This is a genomic window from Pediococcus sp., from assembly GCF_003533255.1.
Lineage (GTDB): Bacteria > Bacillota > Bacilli > Lactobacillales > Lactobacillaceae > Pediococcus > Pediococcus parvulus.
Genome location: NZ_DOEM01000035.1, coordinates 18,937 through 34,034 on the forward strand (window position 1 = coordinate 18,937; position 15,098 = coordinate 34,034).

At 38.8% G+C, this 15,098-nt stretch carries 17 protein-coding genes and 2 other annotated features; of the genes, 3 read left to right on the forward strand and 14 right to left on the reverse strand.

The annotated features are described in order from the left end of the window. The first annotated feature begins 96 nt into the window (after positions 1 to 96). The 3 genes from nrdE (at position 97) to DD627_RS08265 (ending at position 3,952) form a co-directional block, all read left to right on the forward strand. The gene (gene nrdE / locus DD627_RS08255) at positions 97 to 2,262 is read left to right on the forward strand and encodes a class 1b ribonucleoside-diphosphate reductase subunit alpha (protein ID WP_260267869.1); all 2,166 of its coding nucleotides are present in this window, start codon (positions 97 to 99) and stop codon (positions 2,260 to 2,262) included. A gap of 24 nt (positions 2,263 to 2,286) precedes the next feature. After that, entirely contained in the window at positions 2,287 to 3,300 is a 1,014-nt protein-coding gene (gene nrdF, locus DD627_RS08260) for a class 1b ribonucleoside-diphosphate reductase subunit beta (RefSeq protein WP_229923045.1), read from the forward strand. Positions 3,301 to 3,373: 73 nt separating this feature from the next. Next, positions 3,374 to 3,952: an LOG family protein gene (locus DD627_RS08265; RefSeq protein ID WP_057784490.1), complete on the forward strand. Its 579-nt coding sequence runs from the start codon at positions 3,374 to 3,376 to the stop codon at positions 3,950 to 3,952. Positions 3,953 to 4,026: 74 nt separating this feature from the next. Here the strand turns inward: DD627_RS08265 and DD627_RS08270 are convergent, their stop codons facing one another. The 14 genes from DD627_RS08270 to gltX form a co-directional block, all read right to left on the reverse strand. Beyond that, positions 4,027 to 5,280: a homoserine dehydrogenase gene (locus DD627_RS08270; protein WP_260274837.1), complete on the reverse strand. Its 1,254-nt coding sequence runs from the start codon at positions 5,278 to 5,280 to the stop codon at positions 4,027 to 4,029. A gap of 20 nt (positions 5,281 to 5,300) precedes the next feature. Continuing rightward, on the reverse strand, positions 5,301 to 6,158 hold the full coding sequence (locus tag DD627_RS08275; protein ID WP_260274836.1) for a homoserine O-acetyltransferase/O-succinyltransferase family protein: 858 nt from the start codon (positions 6,156 to 6,158) through the stop codon (positions 5,301 to 5,303). A 54-nt stretch (positions 6,159 to 6,212) separates the two neighbouring features. Next, positions 6,213 to 6,459, reverse strand: a binding site (T-box leader). A gap of 117 nt (positions 6,460 to 6,576) precedes the next feature. Then, complete coding sequence (gene rplL, locus DD627_RS08280) at positions 6,577 to 6,942, reverse strand: 50S ribosomal protein L7/L12 (RefSeq protein WP_057784516.1); 366 nt, start codon at positions 6,940 to 6,942, stop codon at positions 6,577 to 6,579. 33 nt (positions 6,943 to 6,975) lie between these two features. Then, complete coding sequence (rplJ, locus tag DD627_RS08285; RefSeq protein WP_068806198.1) at positions 6,976 to 7,482, reverse strand: 50S ribosomal protein L10; 507 nt, start codon at positions 7,480 to 7,482, stop codon at positions 6,976 to 6,978. Between the two features lie 23 nt (positions 7,483 to 7,505). Beyond that, positions 7,506 to 7,628, reverse strand: a sequence feature (ribosomal protein L10 leader region). A 49-nt stretch (positions 7,629 to 7,677) separates the two neighbouring features. Continuing rightward, complete coding sequence (gene rplA, locus DD627_RS08290; RefSeq protein WP_068806201.1) at positions 7,678 to 8,367, reverse strand: 50S ribosomal protein L1; 690 nt, start codon at positions 8,365 to 8,367, stop codon at positions 7,678 to 7,680. Positions 8,368 to 8,455: 88 nt separating this feature from the next. Next, complete coding sequence (gene rplK / locus DD627_RS08295) at positions 8,456 to 8,881, reverse strand: 50S ribosomal protein L11 (protein ID WP_057784519.1); 426 nt, start codon at positions 8,879 to 8,881, stop codon at positions 8,456 to 8,458. 124 nt (positions 8,882 to 9,005) lie between these two features. Continuing rightward, the gene (gene nusG / locus DD627_RS08300) at positions 9,006 to 9,551 is read right to left on the reverse strand and encodes a transcription termination/antitermination protein NusG (protein ID WP_057784520.1); all 546 of its coding nucleotides are present in this window, start codon (positions 9,549 to 9,551) and stop codon (positions 9,006 to 9,008) included. 100 nt (positions 9,552 to 9,651) lie between these two features. Beyond that, positions 9,652 to 9,819 carry a preprotein translocase subunit SecE gene (gene secE / locus DD627_RS08305; protein ID WP_057784521.1) on the reverse strand — a complete coding sequence of 56 codons (168 nt, stop codon included), beginning with the start codon at positions 9,817 to 9,819 and terminating at the stop codon, positions 9,652 to 9,654. 12 nt (positions 9,820 to 9,831) lie between these two features. Then, a complete protein-coding gene (gene rpmG, locus DD627_RS08310) occupies positions 9,832 to 9,981 on the reverse strand; it encodes a 50S ribosomal protein L33 (protein WP_084254274.1) in 150 nt (49 codons plus the stop codon). A gap of 116 nt (positions 9,982 to 10,097) precedes the next feature. Then, positions 10,098 to 10,688 carry a sigma-70 family RNA polymerase sigma factor gene (locus DD627_RS08315; RefSeq protein ID WP_057784522.1) on the reverse strand — a complete coding sequence of 197 codons (591 nt, stop codon included), beginning with the start codon at positions 10,686 to 10,688 and terminating at the stop codon, positions 10,098 to 10,100. Between the two features lie 185 nt (positions 10,689 to 10,873). Then, on the reverse strand, positions 10,874 to 11,650 hold the full coding sequence (gene rlmB / locus DD627_RS08320) for a 23S rRNA (guanosine(2251)-2'-O)-methyltransferase RlmB (protein WP_057784523.1): 777 nt from the start codon (positions 11,648 to 11,650) through the stop codon (positions 10,874 to 10,876). Then, complete coding sequence (locus DD627_RS08325) at positions 11,637 to 12,056, reverse strand: Mini-ribonuclease 3 (RefSeq protein ID WP_068806207.1); 420 nt, start codon at positions 12,054 to 12,056, stop codon at positions 11,637 to 11,639. The genes rlmB and DD627_RS08325 overlap by 14 nt, the downstream gene beginning before the upstream one ends. Positions 12,057 to 12,062: 6 nt before the next feature. Then, a complete protein-coding gene (gene cysS / locus DD627_RS08330; RefSeq protein WP_260274835.1) occupies positions 12,063 to 13,469 on the reverse strand; it encodes a cysteine--tRNA ligase in 1,407 nt (468 codons plus the stop codon). A 109-nt stretch (positions 13,470 to 13,578) separates the two neighbouring features. Further along, positions 13,579 to 15,069 carry a glutamate--tRNA ligase gene (gene gltX, locus DD627_RS08335; protein ID WP_057784526.1) on the reverse strand — a complete coding sequence of 497 codons (1,491 nt, stop codon included), beginning with the start codon at positions 15,067 to 15,069 and terminating at the stop codon, positions 13,579 to 13,581. Positions 15,070 to 15,098: the final 29 nt, after the last annotated feature.

Consider the following 15,098-nt stretch of genomic DNA (forward strand, 5'->3'; position numbering starts at 1 on the left):
TTTATCAGGCTGGGTAAAACGCACGTGCTGCATATTACAGCTAGGCGTTTTTTATTTACTTAAAATTTAGTATTTATCGCAGAAAGGCGTGAAATTATGAGTCTCAAGAATCTTAAAGATGTCACATACTATGATTTAAATAATGAAATTAACATTCCTGTTAATAATCAGATCCCACTAAACAAAGACCATGATGCATTGGCCGCCTTCTTAGCTCAAAATGTCAAACCTAACACCAAGAAATTTGATTCCTTGCAAGCTCGTTTTGACTACCTCATCAAAAATGACTACATAGATGAGGATTCCATCAACAAATATTCACCAGAGTTTCTCGAAAAGCTTTATGCTTACTTGAACGCGCAGAACTTTCATTTTCAATCATTCATGGCGGCCTACAAATTCTATGCGCAGTATGCGTTAAAAACAAACGATAATAGTTATTACTTGGAAAACTTTATTGATCGCGTTGCCATGAATGCCACTTATTTTGCGGAGGGTGACGAAAACTTAGCAATGAACATTGCCGATGAAATTATTCACCAACGTTACCAACCAGCAACCCCCAGTTTTTTAAACGCTGGTAGAAAACATCGTGGTGAATTGGTTTCTTGTTTTTTGATCCAGGCAACAGATGACATGAATGCTATCGGCCGAACAATTAATTCAGCACTGCAACTGTCTAAACTTGGTGGTGGGGTCGGAATTAACCTCAGCAACTTACGAGAGGCCGGCGCTCCTATTAAGGGGATTGAGGGCGCTGCAAGTGGTGTTGTTCCGGTTATGAAACTTTTGGAAGACAGTTTTTCATACGCTAACCAGCTTGGTCAACGACAAGGAGCTGGTGTGGTTTATCTCAATATTTTCCACCCTGACATTATTTCTTTCTTATCTGCTAAAAAAGAAAACGCAGATGAAAAAATTCGGGTTAAAACTTTGTCACTTGGTGTCGTTGTTCCTGATAAGTTTTATGAATTAGCACGAAAAGACCAAGACATGTACCTTTTCAGTCCCTACTCAGTTGAAAAAGTATACGGCAAACCATTCTCATATGTGGATATCACAAAAGAGTATGACAACATGGTGGCTAATCCAGAAATTCGGAAAACAAAATTAAAGGCCCGGGACCTGGAAAATGAGCTTTCTAAATTACAGCAAGAATCTGGTTATCCATATGTTGTCAACGTCGATACCGCTAACCGCGACAATCCAATTTACGGAAAAATTGTGATGAGCAATCTCTGTTCAGAAATTATGCAGGTGCAAACTCCTTCTGAAATTGATGACAAACAAGAATACACCACATTGGGAACCGACATTAGTTGTAATTTAGGATCCACTAACATCGTCAACATGATGAACACACCTAATTTTGGTCACTCAGTTGAAACCATGGTTCGCGCTCTAACTTTTGTAACGGATCATTCCAATATTAGCGTAGTGCCATCCATTCAAAATGGAAATCATCTTTCCCATACAGTTGGATTGGGTGCCATGGGACTTCATGGTTACCTTGCCAAGAACCATATGTACTATGGGGACGCAGATTCATTGGACTTTACCAGCGTTTATTTCATGCTATTAAACTATTGGACTTTAAAAGCTTCCAATGAAATTGCACGTGAACGGCAAACAACTTTCCACAATTTTGAAAAGAGCAAATACGCTGATGGTAGCTATTTTGATAAATACGTTGCCAAGGACTGGGGTCCAAAAACTGAAAAAGCAAAGGAATTGTTCAAGTCAATTGAAATTCCAACACAAGCCGATTGGGAAGCCTTAAAAGAATCTGTAATGAAAGATGGCCTTTATCATCAAAATCGAATGGCTGTTGCCCCTACTGGTTCCATTTCTTACATTAACGATGCCACAGCTAGTTTACAACCAATTGTCAACCGAGTTGAGGAACGGCAAGAAAAGAAAATTGGTAAAATTTATTTTCCAGCTCCATACCTTGATAACGATACATTGCCATATTATCAATCTGCTTATGACATTGATATGCGCAAAGTCGTGGACATTTATGCAGCCGCTCAACAACACGTCGATCAAGGGATGAGCATGACATTCTTCATGCGTTCAACCATTCCGGAAGGCATTTATGAATGGAAAGATGGCCGCACAAACAAAATGACGACTCGTGATTTGAACATTTTGCGTAATTATGCGTATAATAAGGGAATTAAATCAATTTATTATATTCGAACTTTCACTGACAATGACGGTGAAGTTGGCGTTAATCAATGTGAAAGCTGCTCAATTTAATTACGTTTGGAAAGGAACTAAATAATGGCAGATTTAAAATTAGATCCAATGAAATGGAATGCAGATGGTAACTACAAAGCCGTCAACTGGAATCAAGTTTCCGATGAAATTGATAAAGCAACTTGGGAAAAATTAACCGAACAGTTTTGGTTAGATACCCGGATTCCAATTTCAAACGATCTTGACGACTGGCGTACATTAGATGAAGATCACAAATGGGTCGTAGGACACGTTTTTGGTGGTCTTACCTTACTTGACACCTTACAGTCGCAAGACGGAATGGCAGCCTTACGAAAGGATGTCCGGACACCTCATGAAACGGCTGTTTTAAATAACATCCAATTTATGGAGTCCGTTCATACTAAGAGTTATTCATCTATTTTCGAAACATTAAATACACCAGGCGAGATTGATGAAATCTTTTCTTGGAGTGATAGTGAAGAATTTCTTCAAAACAAAACCAAGAAAATTTACACACTATATCATGACGACAGTGACCCACTCAAGAAAAAGATTTCAAGTGTCTTCCTTGAAACTTTCTTATTCTATTCTGGTTTCTTCACGCCACTTTACTACTTGGGCCACAACAAACTAACCAACGTTGCTGAAATTATAAAATTAATTTTACGTGATGAATCTGTCCATGGCACATACATTGGTTACAAGTTCCAGTTGGCTATGAAGAGCTTATCTGAAACTAAACAACAGGAATTAAAAGACTGGATGTTTAACTTTCTTTATGAACTTTATGATAATGAAGAAAAATACGTTCACGTTTTATATGACCAAGTTGGTTGGTCAGATCAAGTTTTAACTTTCACACGTTATAATGCCAACAAAGCTTTGATGAACCTGGGCCAAAATCCACTCTTCCCTGATACAGAAGCCGATGTTAACCCAATCGTTATGAACGGAATTTCAACAGGTACAGCTAACCATGACTTCTTCTCACAAGTTGGTAATGGTTATCGCTTAGGTCAACTCGAAACAATGTCTGATAAAGATTATGATATTGGTAAACCTAAAGACCATAAGTAATGAACTAAAAAGAATGTCTCTAAGTTTTCTAACTTAGTGGCATTCTTTTTTCTATCTTTAAGGAGCAAAGATTATGAAATCGATTCGATCAATTTGTGTATTTTGCGGCTCAAACACGGGCTACGATGAAAATTATAAAAAAGCAACGATTGCATTGGCCGATTATTTAGCGGTGCATCATTATCGTTTGGTCTATGGTGGCGGACGCCTTGGTTTAATGGGCGTTTTAGGCAACGAAATGTTAGACAAGGGTGGTGATGTCCTTGGCGTTATCCCCAAGGTACTGGTCAATGAAAAACTAGCCCGGATTCCAAGCGATAAAATTATCACTACAGTAGACATTTCCGAGCGCAAGCAATACATGTTGGACGCTTCAGATGCTTTTATTGCCTTACCAGGTGGCTTTGGAACTTTTGAGGAATTTCTCACAATGTTGTCTTGGAGCCAAATCAATCTGCACCAAAACCCATTGGCTTTACTCAATGTCGATGGTTTCTACGACCCTCTGGTTCAATTTCTAAAACAAACTACTGAAGCTGGCTTTGCGCCTAAAGAAAACTTAAGCCTTTTTGTTAACTCTGATAACGTCCCTGATTTGTTTGCCCAGCTTACAACATTTCAACACACACTACCTAATAAATGGACGAATTAAATGTCTAATGTTTCCACATAAAATACCGATGTCGAACTGATTTTTGTCAGTTTTAGCATCGGTATTTTTTAAAACTAATTTTCTTTTAAAATGGGGTAAAAATGAACGTTCTGAAACATGAAGGAAAGACTTTTTTCAAGATTGGTTTTCTCGTTTTTATCTAAAACGGATGTAATGCAAAAAACGGCCTTACCAGTTTTAAAAGTGTCCTCTATGTACTGGGAAGCTTCATTAGAGAATTTCGGCTCTTTTTTTGCAGGCTCTCCCAACGCAATAAAATACTCTAGCGGCAACTTCAGCAGTGAATATTCCGAAATATGCGTAGATGGAGCATTATAGCTTGAGCCACATTGTTCGGTCAAAATATGATGAGTAATCGTTAATAAATCACTCATAATACTGTTTGCCGTTGGCTCAGAACCGGCTCCTGCTCCTGTATACGACGTTGTTCCCAGAGCAGTACTCGTAACTAACACACTATTTTCTACGCCACTCACATTGGCAAGCGGATGCTGTTTCGTAACTGCCACAGGCGCCACTAACGTGTATAAGGTATGCTCCTTTTTTCGAGCAACAATCGCTGGCTTAATGGTCAACCCCCAGTGTGCCGCCCCACTGAGCTCATCCAACGTAATTTTATCAATTCCAGTGCGCTCTAATTGTTTTAAATTAATCGTATGCCCAAACGCTAACTGACTTAAAATAGCCAATTTATAGGCCGAATCAAAGCCACTCAAATCATTAATTGGATTGGCCTCTGCATATCCCAATTTTTGAGCGCGTTTCAAACTGTCTGCATAACTAGAACTTTCATCTTTCATTGCACTTAAAACGTAATTCGAGGTCCCATTTACGATTCCAGTTAACCCAGTAATTTGATCGGTAATTAAGCTGTCACTCAAAACCCGCAAAATTGGGATTCCACCACCGACACTCGCCTCATAGTAAAGATCTACATGATTTTGTCGTGCTAGTTTGGTCAACTGGGGACCTTTTAAAGCAATCAATTCCTTATTGGCAGTAATCACAGCTTTTCCGTGGTTAATAGCTTGACAAACTGCGTGATAGGCTTGGTCAACGGTTCCCATGACCTCAATCACAATTTGAATTGAAGGATCAGTTGTGACGTTTTCAATTTCACCAGTAAATTGAACATCTTCATCCCAGTGCAAATTTCTTTTCTTGTCAGGATGACTAACAGCAATTTTCTTAACATTAAAATGAACTTTTATAGACTCCGCAATCTGATTAGTAGCACGGTTTAATAACGTCAAGACACCCGTTCCAACGGTACCACAACCCAGCATTCCAACCGAAATAGTTGTCATCACAAAGACCTCCTTTAGACTCAAATTTTTGCAAATGTATTGTCAGCTTTAGAAATTAAGTTAAGCCAATTTTGATAGATAAGTTGACGACTATTTTGCCAAGTATAGCGAATGCGGCCGTCACCATCAAAGTAGTTTTTTGGAGCCAATATCTGTTCCTTTTTATTTAAATCTCGTTTATATTCAACTTCTAGCGTATCTGCTTCATACTCAGGGTGACCAGTTAAATAGGTTTGATTAATCTGAGGAGCATGTAGAATCATAGGTCCAATTTCAGCATTACTTGCAACCACTTTGACACCAGAAAAGTGCTCAATCGTGATATGCCGTGATTGTGGTATTTTTAATTCTTTCTTTTTCCTGATTCCGGTAACAAGCGGACTTTCTTTATCAATCTCAGTCGCCGAATAAATACCAAATGTTTTCTCGTCTAAATTCACTTTTTTAATATTAAACTCGACTGCCAAAGCGGCCTGAGCAGCCCAACATTCAAATAAGGATTGCTTAACATGGTGATGGGACCAAGCAATAATTTGTTTAAATTCTTGCCAATAATCAACTTGATCAAAAGTTAACGTTTCAATTGGCGCCCCGGTAATAATTAAGGCATCATAATTATTTTTTGAAGCTTCACTAAACTTGGTATAGGATTTCGCCATTAATGCCGCTGAAGTATTTTTAAAGCTATGGCTGGCCGGATAGGCGAAGGTCAAGCTAACATCTTGTTTCATGTGATTGAAGGCTTTCAGAAACTGCCGTTCAGTTGTTTTCTTTGTTGGCATTAAATTTAACATGAGAATATTTACAGGATTGCTTAACCTGACATTTTGCCATTCTTGATAAGCCTCTAAGAATCCGTTTTTTGCGTTTGCTGTCATCCACATCACCCTCCTATTGACAAAAATGTCTTCATTCCATAATCTTGTATAAGATTATGGGACGAAGACATTCGCGGTGCCACCCAATTTTTCAATATTTTTCAATATTAAACTCAGCAAGCACTCCCATAATAAATCGGAATGCTCTGTAAGTTATCGGTTACTACCGGACAACCAGCCAGTTAACGACCAGTTGTCAATTCCGAGCTCATCTTCAGACTTTTTCCCCACACCTCATTGCACCAACCGAGGTTCTCTTTAAGAAGGTTTCCAATCTTACTTTTCTCATCAACATCTAATATTTTTAACTTTTACTTAACTTAACATTCACTTCTCCCAATGTCAATAATGGATTCGAAGTTTATTTGAAGATAAAAAAAGAACCCACAATTGTGAGTTCTTTTTGGATGTTAACAGATTATTTAACAGTAACTGTAGCGCCAGCTTCTTCAAGCTTAGCTTTAACATCGTTTGCTTCGTCTTCTGAAACGTCTTCTTTGATTGCTGAAGGTGCCTTGTCAACAAGGTCCTTAGCATCTTTCAAGCCAAGGCCAGTGATTTCACGAACAGCCTTGATTGCTTTAACTTTAGCTGATCCAGCCTCTGTTAATTCAACAGTGAATGTTGTCTTTGCAGCAGCATCGCCACCAGCAGCACCTGCGGCAGCAACTGGAGCAGCAGCTGAAACACCGAATTCGTCTTCGATAGCTTTAACTAAGTCATTTAAGTCAGTAATTGAAGCACCTTTTAAGTCTTCAATAAATTGGTCTTTATCTAATGCCATTTTTGTTTCCTCCATTATATTTGTCTAATTTAATTATGCAGCGTCTTCTTCAGACTTTTTATCTGCAACAGCTTTAACAGCATAAGCAACATTACGTACAGGTGCTTGTAATACATTAGCAAGCATACTGAGCAAGTCTTCACGACTAGGCATTGAAGCGTATGTGTTAATTTCATCAAGTGTAGCTACTTTTCCTTCGATCATGCCACCCTTAAGTGTAAGTGCGTCATGTTCGTCGGCAAACTTTTTCAAAACCTTTGCAGGTGCAACTGGGTCCTCATCAGAGAATGCAACAGCACTTGGGCCAACAAAAATATCGTTTAACTCTTTGTAACCAGCTTTTTCAGCAGCACGAGTTAAAATTTTGTTTTTAATTACATGCAACGTAACACCAGCATCACGCAATTCCTTACGTAACTCTGTGTCTTCTGCAACAGTCAATCCACGTGAATCAACAACGATTGCGGAAGCGGCTTTGCTAAAATAATCAACAGCTGTATCAACAATTGCAGATTTTTTAGCGATTGCTTCTTTACTCATTAAATTTCACCTCCAGCAATTTTTTAATTATAAAAAAATCCGCACCCAGACGGGATACGGAAATTTACATTTCTACGTTCCTCGGCAGGCAAAAAATTAAGACGATCACTCGTCACCTGAGTCTTAGGCAAATTTTATTATAATTTACTAATCAAAGTTACCATAGAAAAGCTATCTATGTCAATGCACAATTAATTAAAACTGTGATAAATCAACATGGACACCAGGGCCAAATGTTGAAGCTACAGAAACGTTTTGTACGTATGTTCCTTTAACAGAAGCAGGACGTGCACGAACGATTGTATCTTCAATAACTGTCAAATTACCAAGTAACTTGTCAGCATCAAATGACACCTTACCAATTGGCACATGAACATTACCATCACGGTCAGTTCTGTAAGTAACTTTTCCAGCTTTAGATTCTGTAACAGCCTTGGTTACATCCATTGTAACTGTTCCGGTCTTAGGGTTAGGCATTAAACCTTTGGGTCCAAGAACCCGACCTAAACGTCCAACCTGAGCCATCATATCAGGTGTTGCAATTGCAACATCGAAATCAAGCCAGCCGCCTTGGATACGTTGAACTAAATCATCGTCACCCACAACGTCTGCGCCAGCTGCCTCGGCATCTTTAGCTTTTTCACCTTTAGCAAAAACGATAACTGTTTGTTCTTTACCTGTACCATTTGGTAAAACAACAGCGCCACGTAATTGTTGATCAGCTTGTTTTGTATCTACATTTAATTTGAAAACTGTTTCTACAGTTGCGTCAAACTTAGCAAAATCCATTTTCTTAACTAAGTCCAAAGCTTCCTTTGGTGCATATGCTTTTGTTGTATCAACTTGCTTTAAGGCATCTTGATACTTTTTACCTCTTTTTGCCATCTGTGTTTTCCTCCTTGCAAATGTGGTTTTATCGGATTTTCCTCCCACTTGATACATCCATTTTAATGGAGTATCCGACTACAACAACTTAGTCTTTAACTTCAAAGCCCATGCTGCGTGCAGTACCTTCGACCATGCGCATTGCAGACTCTACGTTTGCAGCGTTTAGATCTTGCATTTTTGTTTCGGCGATTTCCTTAACTTGATCCTTGGTTACAGTTGCAACCTTGTTTGTGTTAGGTTCACCAGAACCATGTTCAACACCGGCAGCTTTCTTCAAGAGAACAGAAGCAGGTGGAGTCTTTGTAACGAAATCGAATGAACGATCTTCATAAACTGTGATTACAACAGGAATTAACATGCCAGCTTGATCAGCTGTACGTGCATTAAATTCCTTTGTGAATCCCATAATATTAATACCTGCTTGTCCTAAAGCTGGACCAACTGGTGGAGCCGGAGTTGCTTTTCCGGCAGGAATTTGCAATTTTACAACGTTAGCTACTTTTTTTGCCACGAGACATACCTCCTTATAAGTCCGTGTGTGGTATGATGAGGATTTAAATTTCCTCTCCCACGCTTACATATGCACAAAAGCATACTTTAAAAGTATACCATGTAATTATCAAAAGGACAAACCCCTAATCCAGTTTGTCAATTTGCTCCATATCAAGCTCTGTACTCGTTTCACGACCGAACATGTTGATATTAACTTTCAATTTCATATTTTTATTGTCGACTTCAGTAATTTTCCCGGTCAATCCAGAGAAAGCACCATCAACAATTTTGACCGTTTCCCCAACTTCAACTTCAATTGTGGCATGCCGTACTGACATCCCCAAATGACGAAGAATTCGTTCTGCTTCATCTGGCAACAATGGAGATGGTTTACTACCTGAACCATGTGAGCCTACAAAGCCAGTAACACCAGGAGTGTTTCGCACGATGTACCAAGCTTGATCGCTCATGACCATTTCCACTAAAACATATCCAGGAAATTCCTTTTTCATTGTAACCTTGTCTTTGCCATTTTTGTTTTCATGTTCCTCTTCTTCAGGAACAACTACTCGGAAAATATTATCTTGCATTCCCATTGATAGAGAACGAGATTCCAAGTTAGCTTTGACTTTGTTTTCATATCCTGAATAGGTATGCAAAACATACCAATTTTTTGCAGCTGTTTCCAATTGTATTTCTCCTTTGATTTTAAACAAAATAAAAAAACTCCGTCTACACGAAGTTCCAACACAGTTATTGTATCAAAAAAAACGATCTAGTGCCATGCTTTTACTGGAATAAAGCAAGAAAAAGTTGAACTAACCAGTCCACCAGTGCAAAGAAAGCAACAAAGAATACTGAGAGTCCAATGACAGAAGAAGCATCTTTGCGGAGCTGGTGTGCATTTGGCCAGGTCACATCATGCATCTCTTGTATAACACTTTTAATAAATTTCATTGAACTTTCCTCCTAGCGTGTTTCTCGGTGTAACGTGTGTTTGTTGCAGTGTTTACAATACTTTTTAACTTCTAATCTTGTAGTTCTGTTTGGATTCGCCGCAACTGTATAGTTCCGTGATCCACAAACTGAACATGCTAAAGCAATTTGTTTTTGCGACATAATTTATCTCCCTAATTAATCAAATCTAACTTTATCATGCCAGCTCCACCATGTCAATTTCAACCAATTAATAAAATTGATGACAGTAAAAAATAGGACCTGAGTCCTATTTTTATTTACCGATCATGAGAAACACGTTGTTCAAACTTGCTGCGACACCGACTAATTGCGTTTAAAACTTTTGAACGATCACAATTTAGAATAGTCGCAATCTCTGCTGAATCTTTTCCGGCAAAAAAGTGACGAAAAACTTGTGCTTCAAACCCAGAAAGATCTGAACAATAGCGTTCACAATCTTCCTTCAATACTGCCATTTCGTGTGGTCCACCATGTTTGGTCATGAACAAACGCTCACAGTCACTATTCTCTTCTTGCATTGCCTCCAGAGAATTGCTAAATAAATCTGAACGCCGTTTGAAGGCCATTTCTCGACGAATAAGACTGCAGACCCGATTTTGAAAATTGGTTTGAAAGAATTTTCCTAATGTAATATGCCGTTCACTGTCGTAGTTCGCGATCGTATTAAAGAAAGACACCCTTCCCTCCTGTAACCAATCATCCAATTCGTATCCTCGTAAAAAATACTTTTCCTTAATGTGAAGCACGATTGGACTGTACTGATGAAATAATAGCTCAAAGCTTGTAGAATCCCCATATTTTGCTTTATCAATTAAACTTAACTCAGTTTCGTACGTGTTGTTTGTCATGTGTCACTCCTAACCAGCCTCCTCGAGAAAATAATATACCAGATTAAGTATTTGGCTGGCAAGGGAACACACGTTTAAATCGTTGATATGACGCGGATTATAGCCACAAAAAAAGCAAAATTCACTGTAAAACCTCGCAGTAAACTTTACTTTTGTCGGAGTAATCGAATTTTTTGTCGTACTTTTTATAAAGAATGGCGTGTTGAAAATCCTTGATAAATTAATAAACTTGCCGCAACACTGGCATTCAAACTTTGCACTTGCCCCACCATCGGAATGGTCAATGTTTCATCAACCTGTTTCTTCAATAAAGGTGAGATTCCTTTACCTTCATTACCAATGATTAAGCCCACTGATCCTTTTGCATCCCATTTACGATAATCAGTACCATCCATATCAGTACCAAAGATCCACATGCCGCGCTTTTTTAATTCTTTAACAGTATTGACCAAGTTTGTGACACGCACAACCGGCACGTGCTCAATGGCCCCTGCTGACGTTTTTGCCACGGTACTAGTCAAGCCAACTGCACGGTGTTTTGGAATAATCACACCATGAACCCCTGCGGCATCAGCAGTTCGTAAAATTGAACCCAAATTATGTGGATCTTCAATATTATCCAAGATAACGACAAATGGCGCTTCGTCTTTATCACTGGCTTTTTTGAAAACATCGTCCAAATCAGCATACTCAAAAGCTGCAATGGCAAGTACGACGCCTTGATGATTTTGTCCATCAGATAAATGGTCTAACTTATGTTTAGGCACCTGTGACACAATAAGTTTGCGTTTTTCTGCAAGTTTGACAATATCGTGAATTGCATCTGCTTTTAAGCCTTCTTGAATGAACACTTTATTGATTGTTTGTTGCGACTTTAAAGCGGAAACTGCTGGATGACGGCCAATAATAAAATCACCTTGCGTCTCTGCTGCATTCTGATCTTCGTTTTTACTTTGTGGCATGTGTAATTTTTCCTTCCTCTACTTGTGCAATACACCAGTTAGCAAGCCAATCTAAGCGTTCCTGCTGACCACTTAAAGAAAGATACCCCATTAGTGCTTCAAACCCTGTGGAAATCCGATACGTCAAAACGGAAGTATTTTTAGCGGAAGTATGACTTTTAGCATTACGGCCCCGTTTAAAATACTCTTCTTCAGTTTCAGTTAAGATTTTTTGCGCCTTCATGGCATCAATTAAAGCTGCCTGTGCCTTTGCCGAAACAAAGTTGGTTGCCGTATGATGGAGCTTAGTTGGCTTTGTCAGGCCTTTTTGAATCAAGTGTCTTCTGATGTAAACTTCGTATACTGCATCACCTAAGTACGCTAATGCAATGCCATTTAATTGTTTATAATCGTCATATTCTGTCATTCGATATTATTCCCTTTTCCACCGAGTTCCTTGAGGGGTGTCCTCCAAGATAATTCCCTGGTCTTTTAATTGATCCCGAATTTCATCACTACGTTGAAAGTCCTTGTTTTCTCTGGCTTGATCGCGTTGTGTAATGAGTTGTTTAATCGTTTCATCTTCTAATTTTGTTTCTTCTAATTTAATTCCAAAAATACTTACCAGTTCAATAAATCGAGCCTTTAACAAATCTAGTGAGTTTCGTTTAACGGTTTCGCGTTCACTATACACATTTAAAACTTTGGCCAATTCATACACAACCGCAATCCCATTTTGGGCATTAAAATCATCATCCATAGCCTGATTGAAATCGTCAGTTAATTCCTTAACCCGCGTTGCTATTTCGGGATCTTCGCCATCAATTGCATCTGCATAACGATAATTTAGATTGGCAAAGGCATTTTGCAGTTTAGCTAAATTATTACCAGCTTCAGTCAAATTTTCTCGTGTATATTGAATTGGACGACGATACTGGGTAGTCGCCATAAACAAACGGAGAATTTGGGGATCCATTTCTTTGATAATATCGTGAACAGTCACAAAGTTGCCTAACGACTTACTCATTTTTTCATTTTCGTCGCCAACCGTGACAAAACCGTTATGCATCCAATAATTAGAAAAGGTTTTACCAGTTTTGGCCTCACTTTGTGCAATCTCATTTTCATGATGGGGAAACTCTAAATCTTCACCACCAGCATGAATATCAATGGTTTCACCTAGGTACTTTGTGGCCATTACGGAACACTCGATGTGCCAACCCGGACGACCTTTACCCCAAGGTGCTTCCCAAGAAATTTCGTCTGCTTTGACACCTTTCCATAACGCAAAATCAATGGGATCTTCTTTACGGGCTGTTTCTTCATCATTTACATGTTCACTGGCGCCTTGTTCCAAATCATCAATATTTTGGCCCGAAAGTTCACCATACTTTTTAAATTTGCGAGTTCGATAATAAACATCCCCGTCAGACACATATGCATAACCTTTATCGAGCAAAACCTGGATAAAATCGATGATTTCTGCGATATTTTCGGTTGCCCGGGGGTTCATAGTTGCCGGTTCCACATTAATTGCGCGACTATCTTCCATGAAAGCCTGAATAAATTTATCAGCTAATTTGGGAACCGTTGTCCCTTCTTTTTTAGCGGTATTGATCATTTTATCATCAACATCGGTAAAATTAGAAACAAAATTCACTTTAAAACCACGATACTCAAAATAGCGTCGGATTGTGTCAAACGCAATGATGCTACGTGCATTACCGATATGAATGTAATTATATACAGTGGGACCACAAACATACATGTTCACAATCCCGGGAGTGATGGGCTGAAACGCTTCTTTTCGTCGCGTCATTGTATTATAAACGTTTATCATTCAAACGGCCTCTTTTCATTTTATATTCTGTTTTGATTTTATCACATATCCCAGAAACCACCTAAAAAAGGATTGTGTGAAGAAACTCATCTCCCACAATCCTTTTTTATTACTTATCCAGTTCATCAATCATTGCTTTCAAGTGAGACATTGCGGTCTTTTGACCCAAAAGTTCAATGGTTTCTGGTAATTCTGGTCCATGCATTTCATGGGTAATGGCAATTCGAATTGGCATCCATAACGCACGCCCTTTAACACCAGTTTCTTTTTGAACCGCCTTAATAGCAGCTAAAATTTCGACTGTATCAAAGATTTCCATCTTATCAAACCGAGCATACATTGCCTTTAAAACTGGCAAGGCAGTGTCTGCCGAAATTTCTTGCTTCGCTTCTTCATTGATCTCATCAGGACCATTGAAGAACAAATCAGCCATTTCATTAATTTGCGCAGTATAACTCATTTGACGTTTATAAACGTTAATTAATTTACGTGCCCACTCAACCCGTTCTGGTTCAGGATTTTTTTCAATGTTACCAGCCTTTATCAATTGACGCAAAGCGGAATCCATCACTTTATCTTCATCAGCCGTCTTGACGTATTGGTTATTGATCCATTCCAATTTTTTGCCATCAAAAGTTGCAGGTGACTTACTCAAACGTTTTTCATCGTACATTTTAATTAATTCACGTTGGGTAAAGATTTCACTTTCACCAACTGGTGACCAACCAAGCAAAACAATGAAGTTTAACATAGCATCTGGTAAATAACCGAGTGAACGGTACTGTTCGATAAACTGAAGTACACTCTCATCACGTTTACTTAACTTTTTGCCAGTCTCATTATTTATGATTAAACTCATATGACCAAACTTGGGTGGCTGCCAGCCAAATGCTTCATAGATCATCAATTGTTTTGGCGTGTTGGCAACATGATCATCACCACGGAAGACATGCGAGATTTCCATTTTATGGTCATCCACCACAACGGCAAAGTTATACGTTGGCATCCCATCGCGCTTTTGAATGACAAAATCGCCACCAATTGTACTTGAGTCAAATGAAATATTGCCCTTAACAATGTCATCCCAGGTATAAGTTTTGTGTTCTGGAACGCGGAAACGAATAACTGGTTCTAAACCAGCTGCCTTAGATTCAGCAATTTTAGCTTTGATTTCGTCATCGCTCATCCCAGCGTATTCATAAACATAACGAGGCATTTCGCCACGTGCCTTTTGTTCTTCACGTTGTTTTTGAAGCTCTTCTTCTGTCTCATAAGATTCATAAGCCAAATTTTTGTCCAACAACTCTTGAATCAAAGGTTCATATATAGCCTTTCGTTCAGACTGACGATAAGGACCATAATCACCAGGCTTATCGGGACCTTCATCCCAATCCAGCCCCAACCATTTTAGATTGTCCAGCTGACTACGTTCACCATCCTTGATATTACGGCTGGTATCCGTATCCTCAATTCGAATAATAAACTTGCCCTTGTAATGACGTGCAAACAGATAATTAAACAGAGCTGTTCGTGCATTTCCAATATGCAAATGACCAGTAGGACTTGGTGCATAACGAACACGAATCTTACTTTTTGCCAAAATTAACGCCTCTTTCTAAGTTTTTCACA

Bases quoted from the DNA above. Each gene is read 5' to 3' on its own strand.
- DD627_RS08315 (WP_057784522.1), bottom strand. From the start codon at position 10,688: ATGACAAACAACACGTACGAAACTGAGTTAAGTTTAATTGATAAAGCA.
- rpmG (WP_084254274.1), bottom strand. From the start codon at position 9,981: ATGTCGCAAAAACAAATTGCTTTAGCATGTTCAGTTTGTGGATCACGG.
- rplL (WP_057784516.1), bottom strand. From the start codon at position 6,942: ATGGCATTAGATAAAGACCAATTTATTGAAGACTTAAAAGGTGCTTCA.
- DD627_RS08275 (WP_260274836.1), bottom strand. From the start codon at position 6,158: ATGACAGCAAACGCAAAAAACGGATTCTTAGAGGCTTATCAAGAATGG.
- DD627_RS08265 (WP_057784490.1), top strand. From the start codon at position 3,374: ATGAAATCGATTCGATCAATTTGTGTATTTTGCGGCTCAAACACGGGC.
- secE (WP_057784521.1), bottom strand. From the start codon at position 9,819: ATGAAATTTATTAAAAGTGTTATACAAGAGATGCATGATGTGACCTGG.
- rlmB (WP_057784523.1), bottom strand. From the start codon at position 11,650: ATGCCACAAAGTAAAAACGAAGATCAGAATGCAGCAGAGACGCAAGGT.
- rplJ (WP_068806198.1), bottom strand. From the start codon at position 7,482: ATGAGTAAAGAAGCAATCGCTAAAAAATCTGCAATTGTTGATACAGCT.
- rplA (WP_068806201.1), bottom strand. From the start codon at position 8,367: ATGGCAAAAAGAGGTAAAAAGTATCAAGATGCCTTAAAGCAAGTTGAT.
- DD627_RS08325 (WP_068806207.1), bottom strand. From the start codon at position 12,056: ATGACAGAATATGACGATTATAAACAATTAAATGGCATTGCATTAGCG.
- DD627_RS08270 (WP_260274837.1), bottom strand. From the start codon at position 5,280: ATGACAACTATTTCGGTTGGAATGCTGGGTTGTGGTACCGTTGGAACG.
- nrdE (WP_260267869.1), top strand. From the start codon at position 97: ATGAGTCTCAAGAATCTTAAAGATGTCACATACTATGATTTAAATAAT.
- cysS (WP_260274835.1), bottom strand. From the start codon at position 13,469: ATGATAAACGTTTATAATACAATGACGCGACGAAAAGAAGCGTTTCAG.
- nrdF (WP_229923045.1), top strand. From the start codon at position 2,287: ATGGCAGATTTAAAATTAGATCCAATGAAATGGAATGCAGATGGTAAC.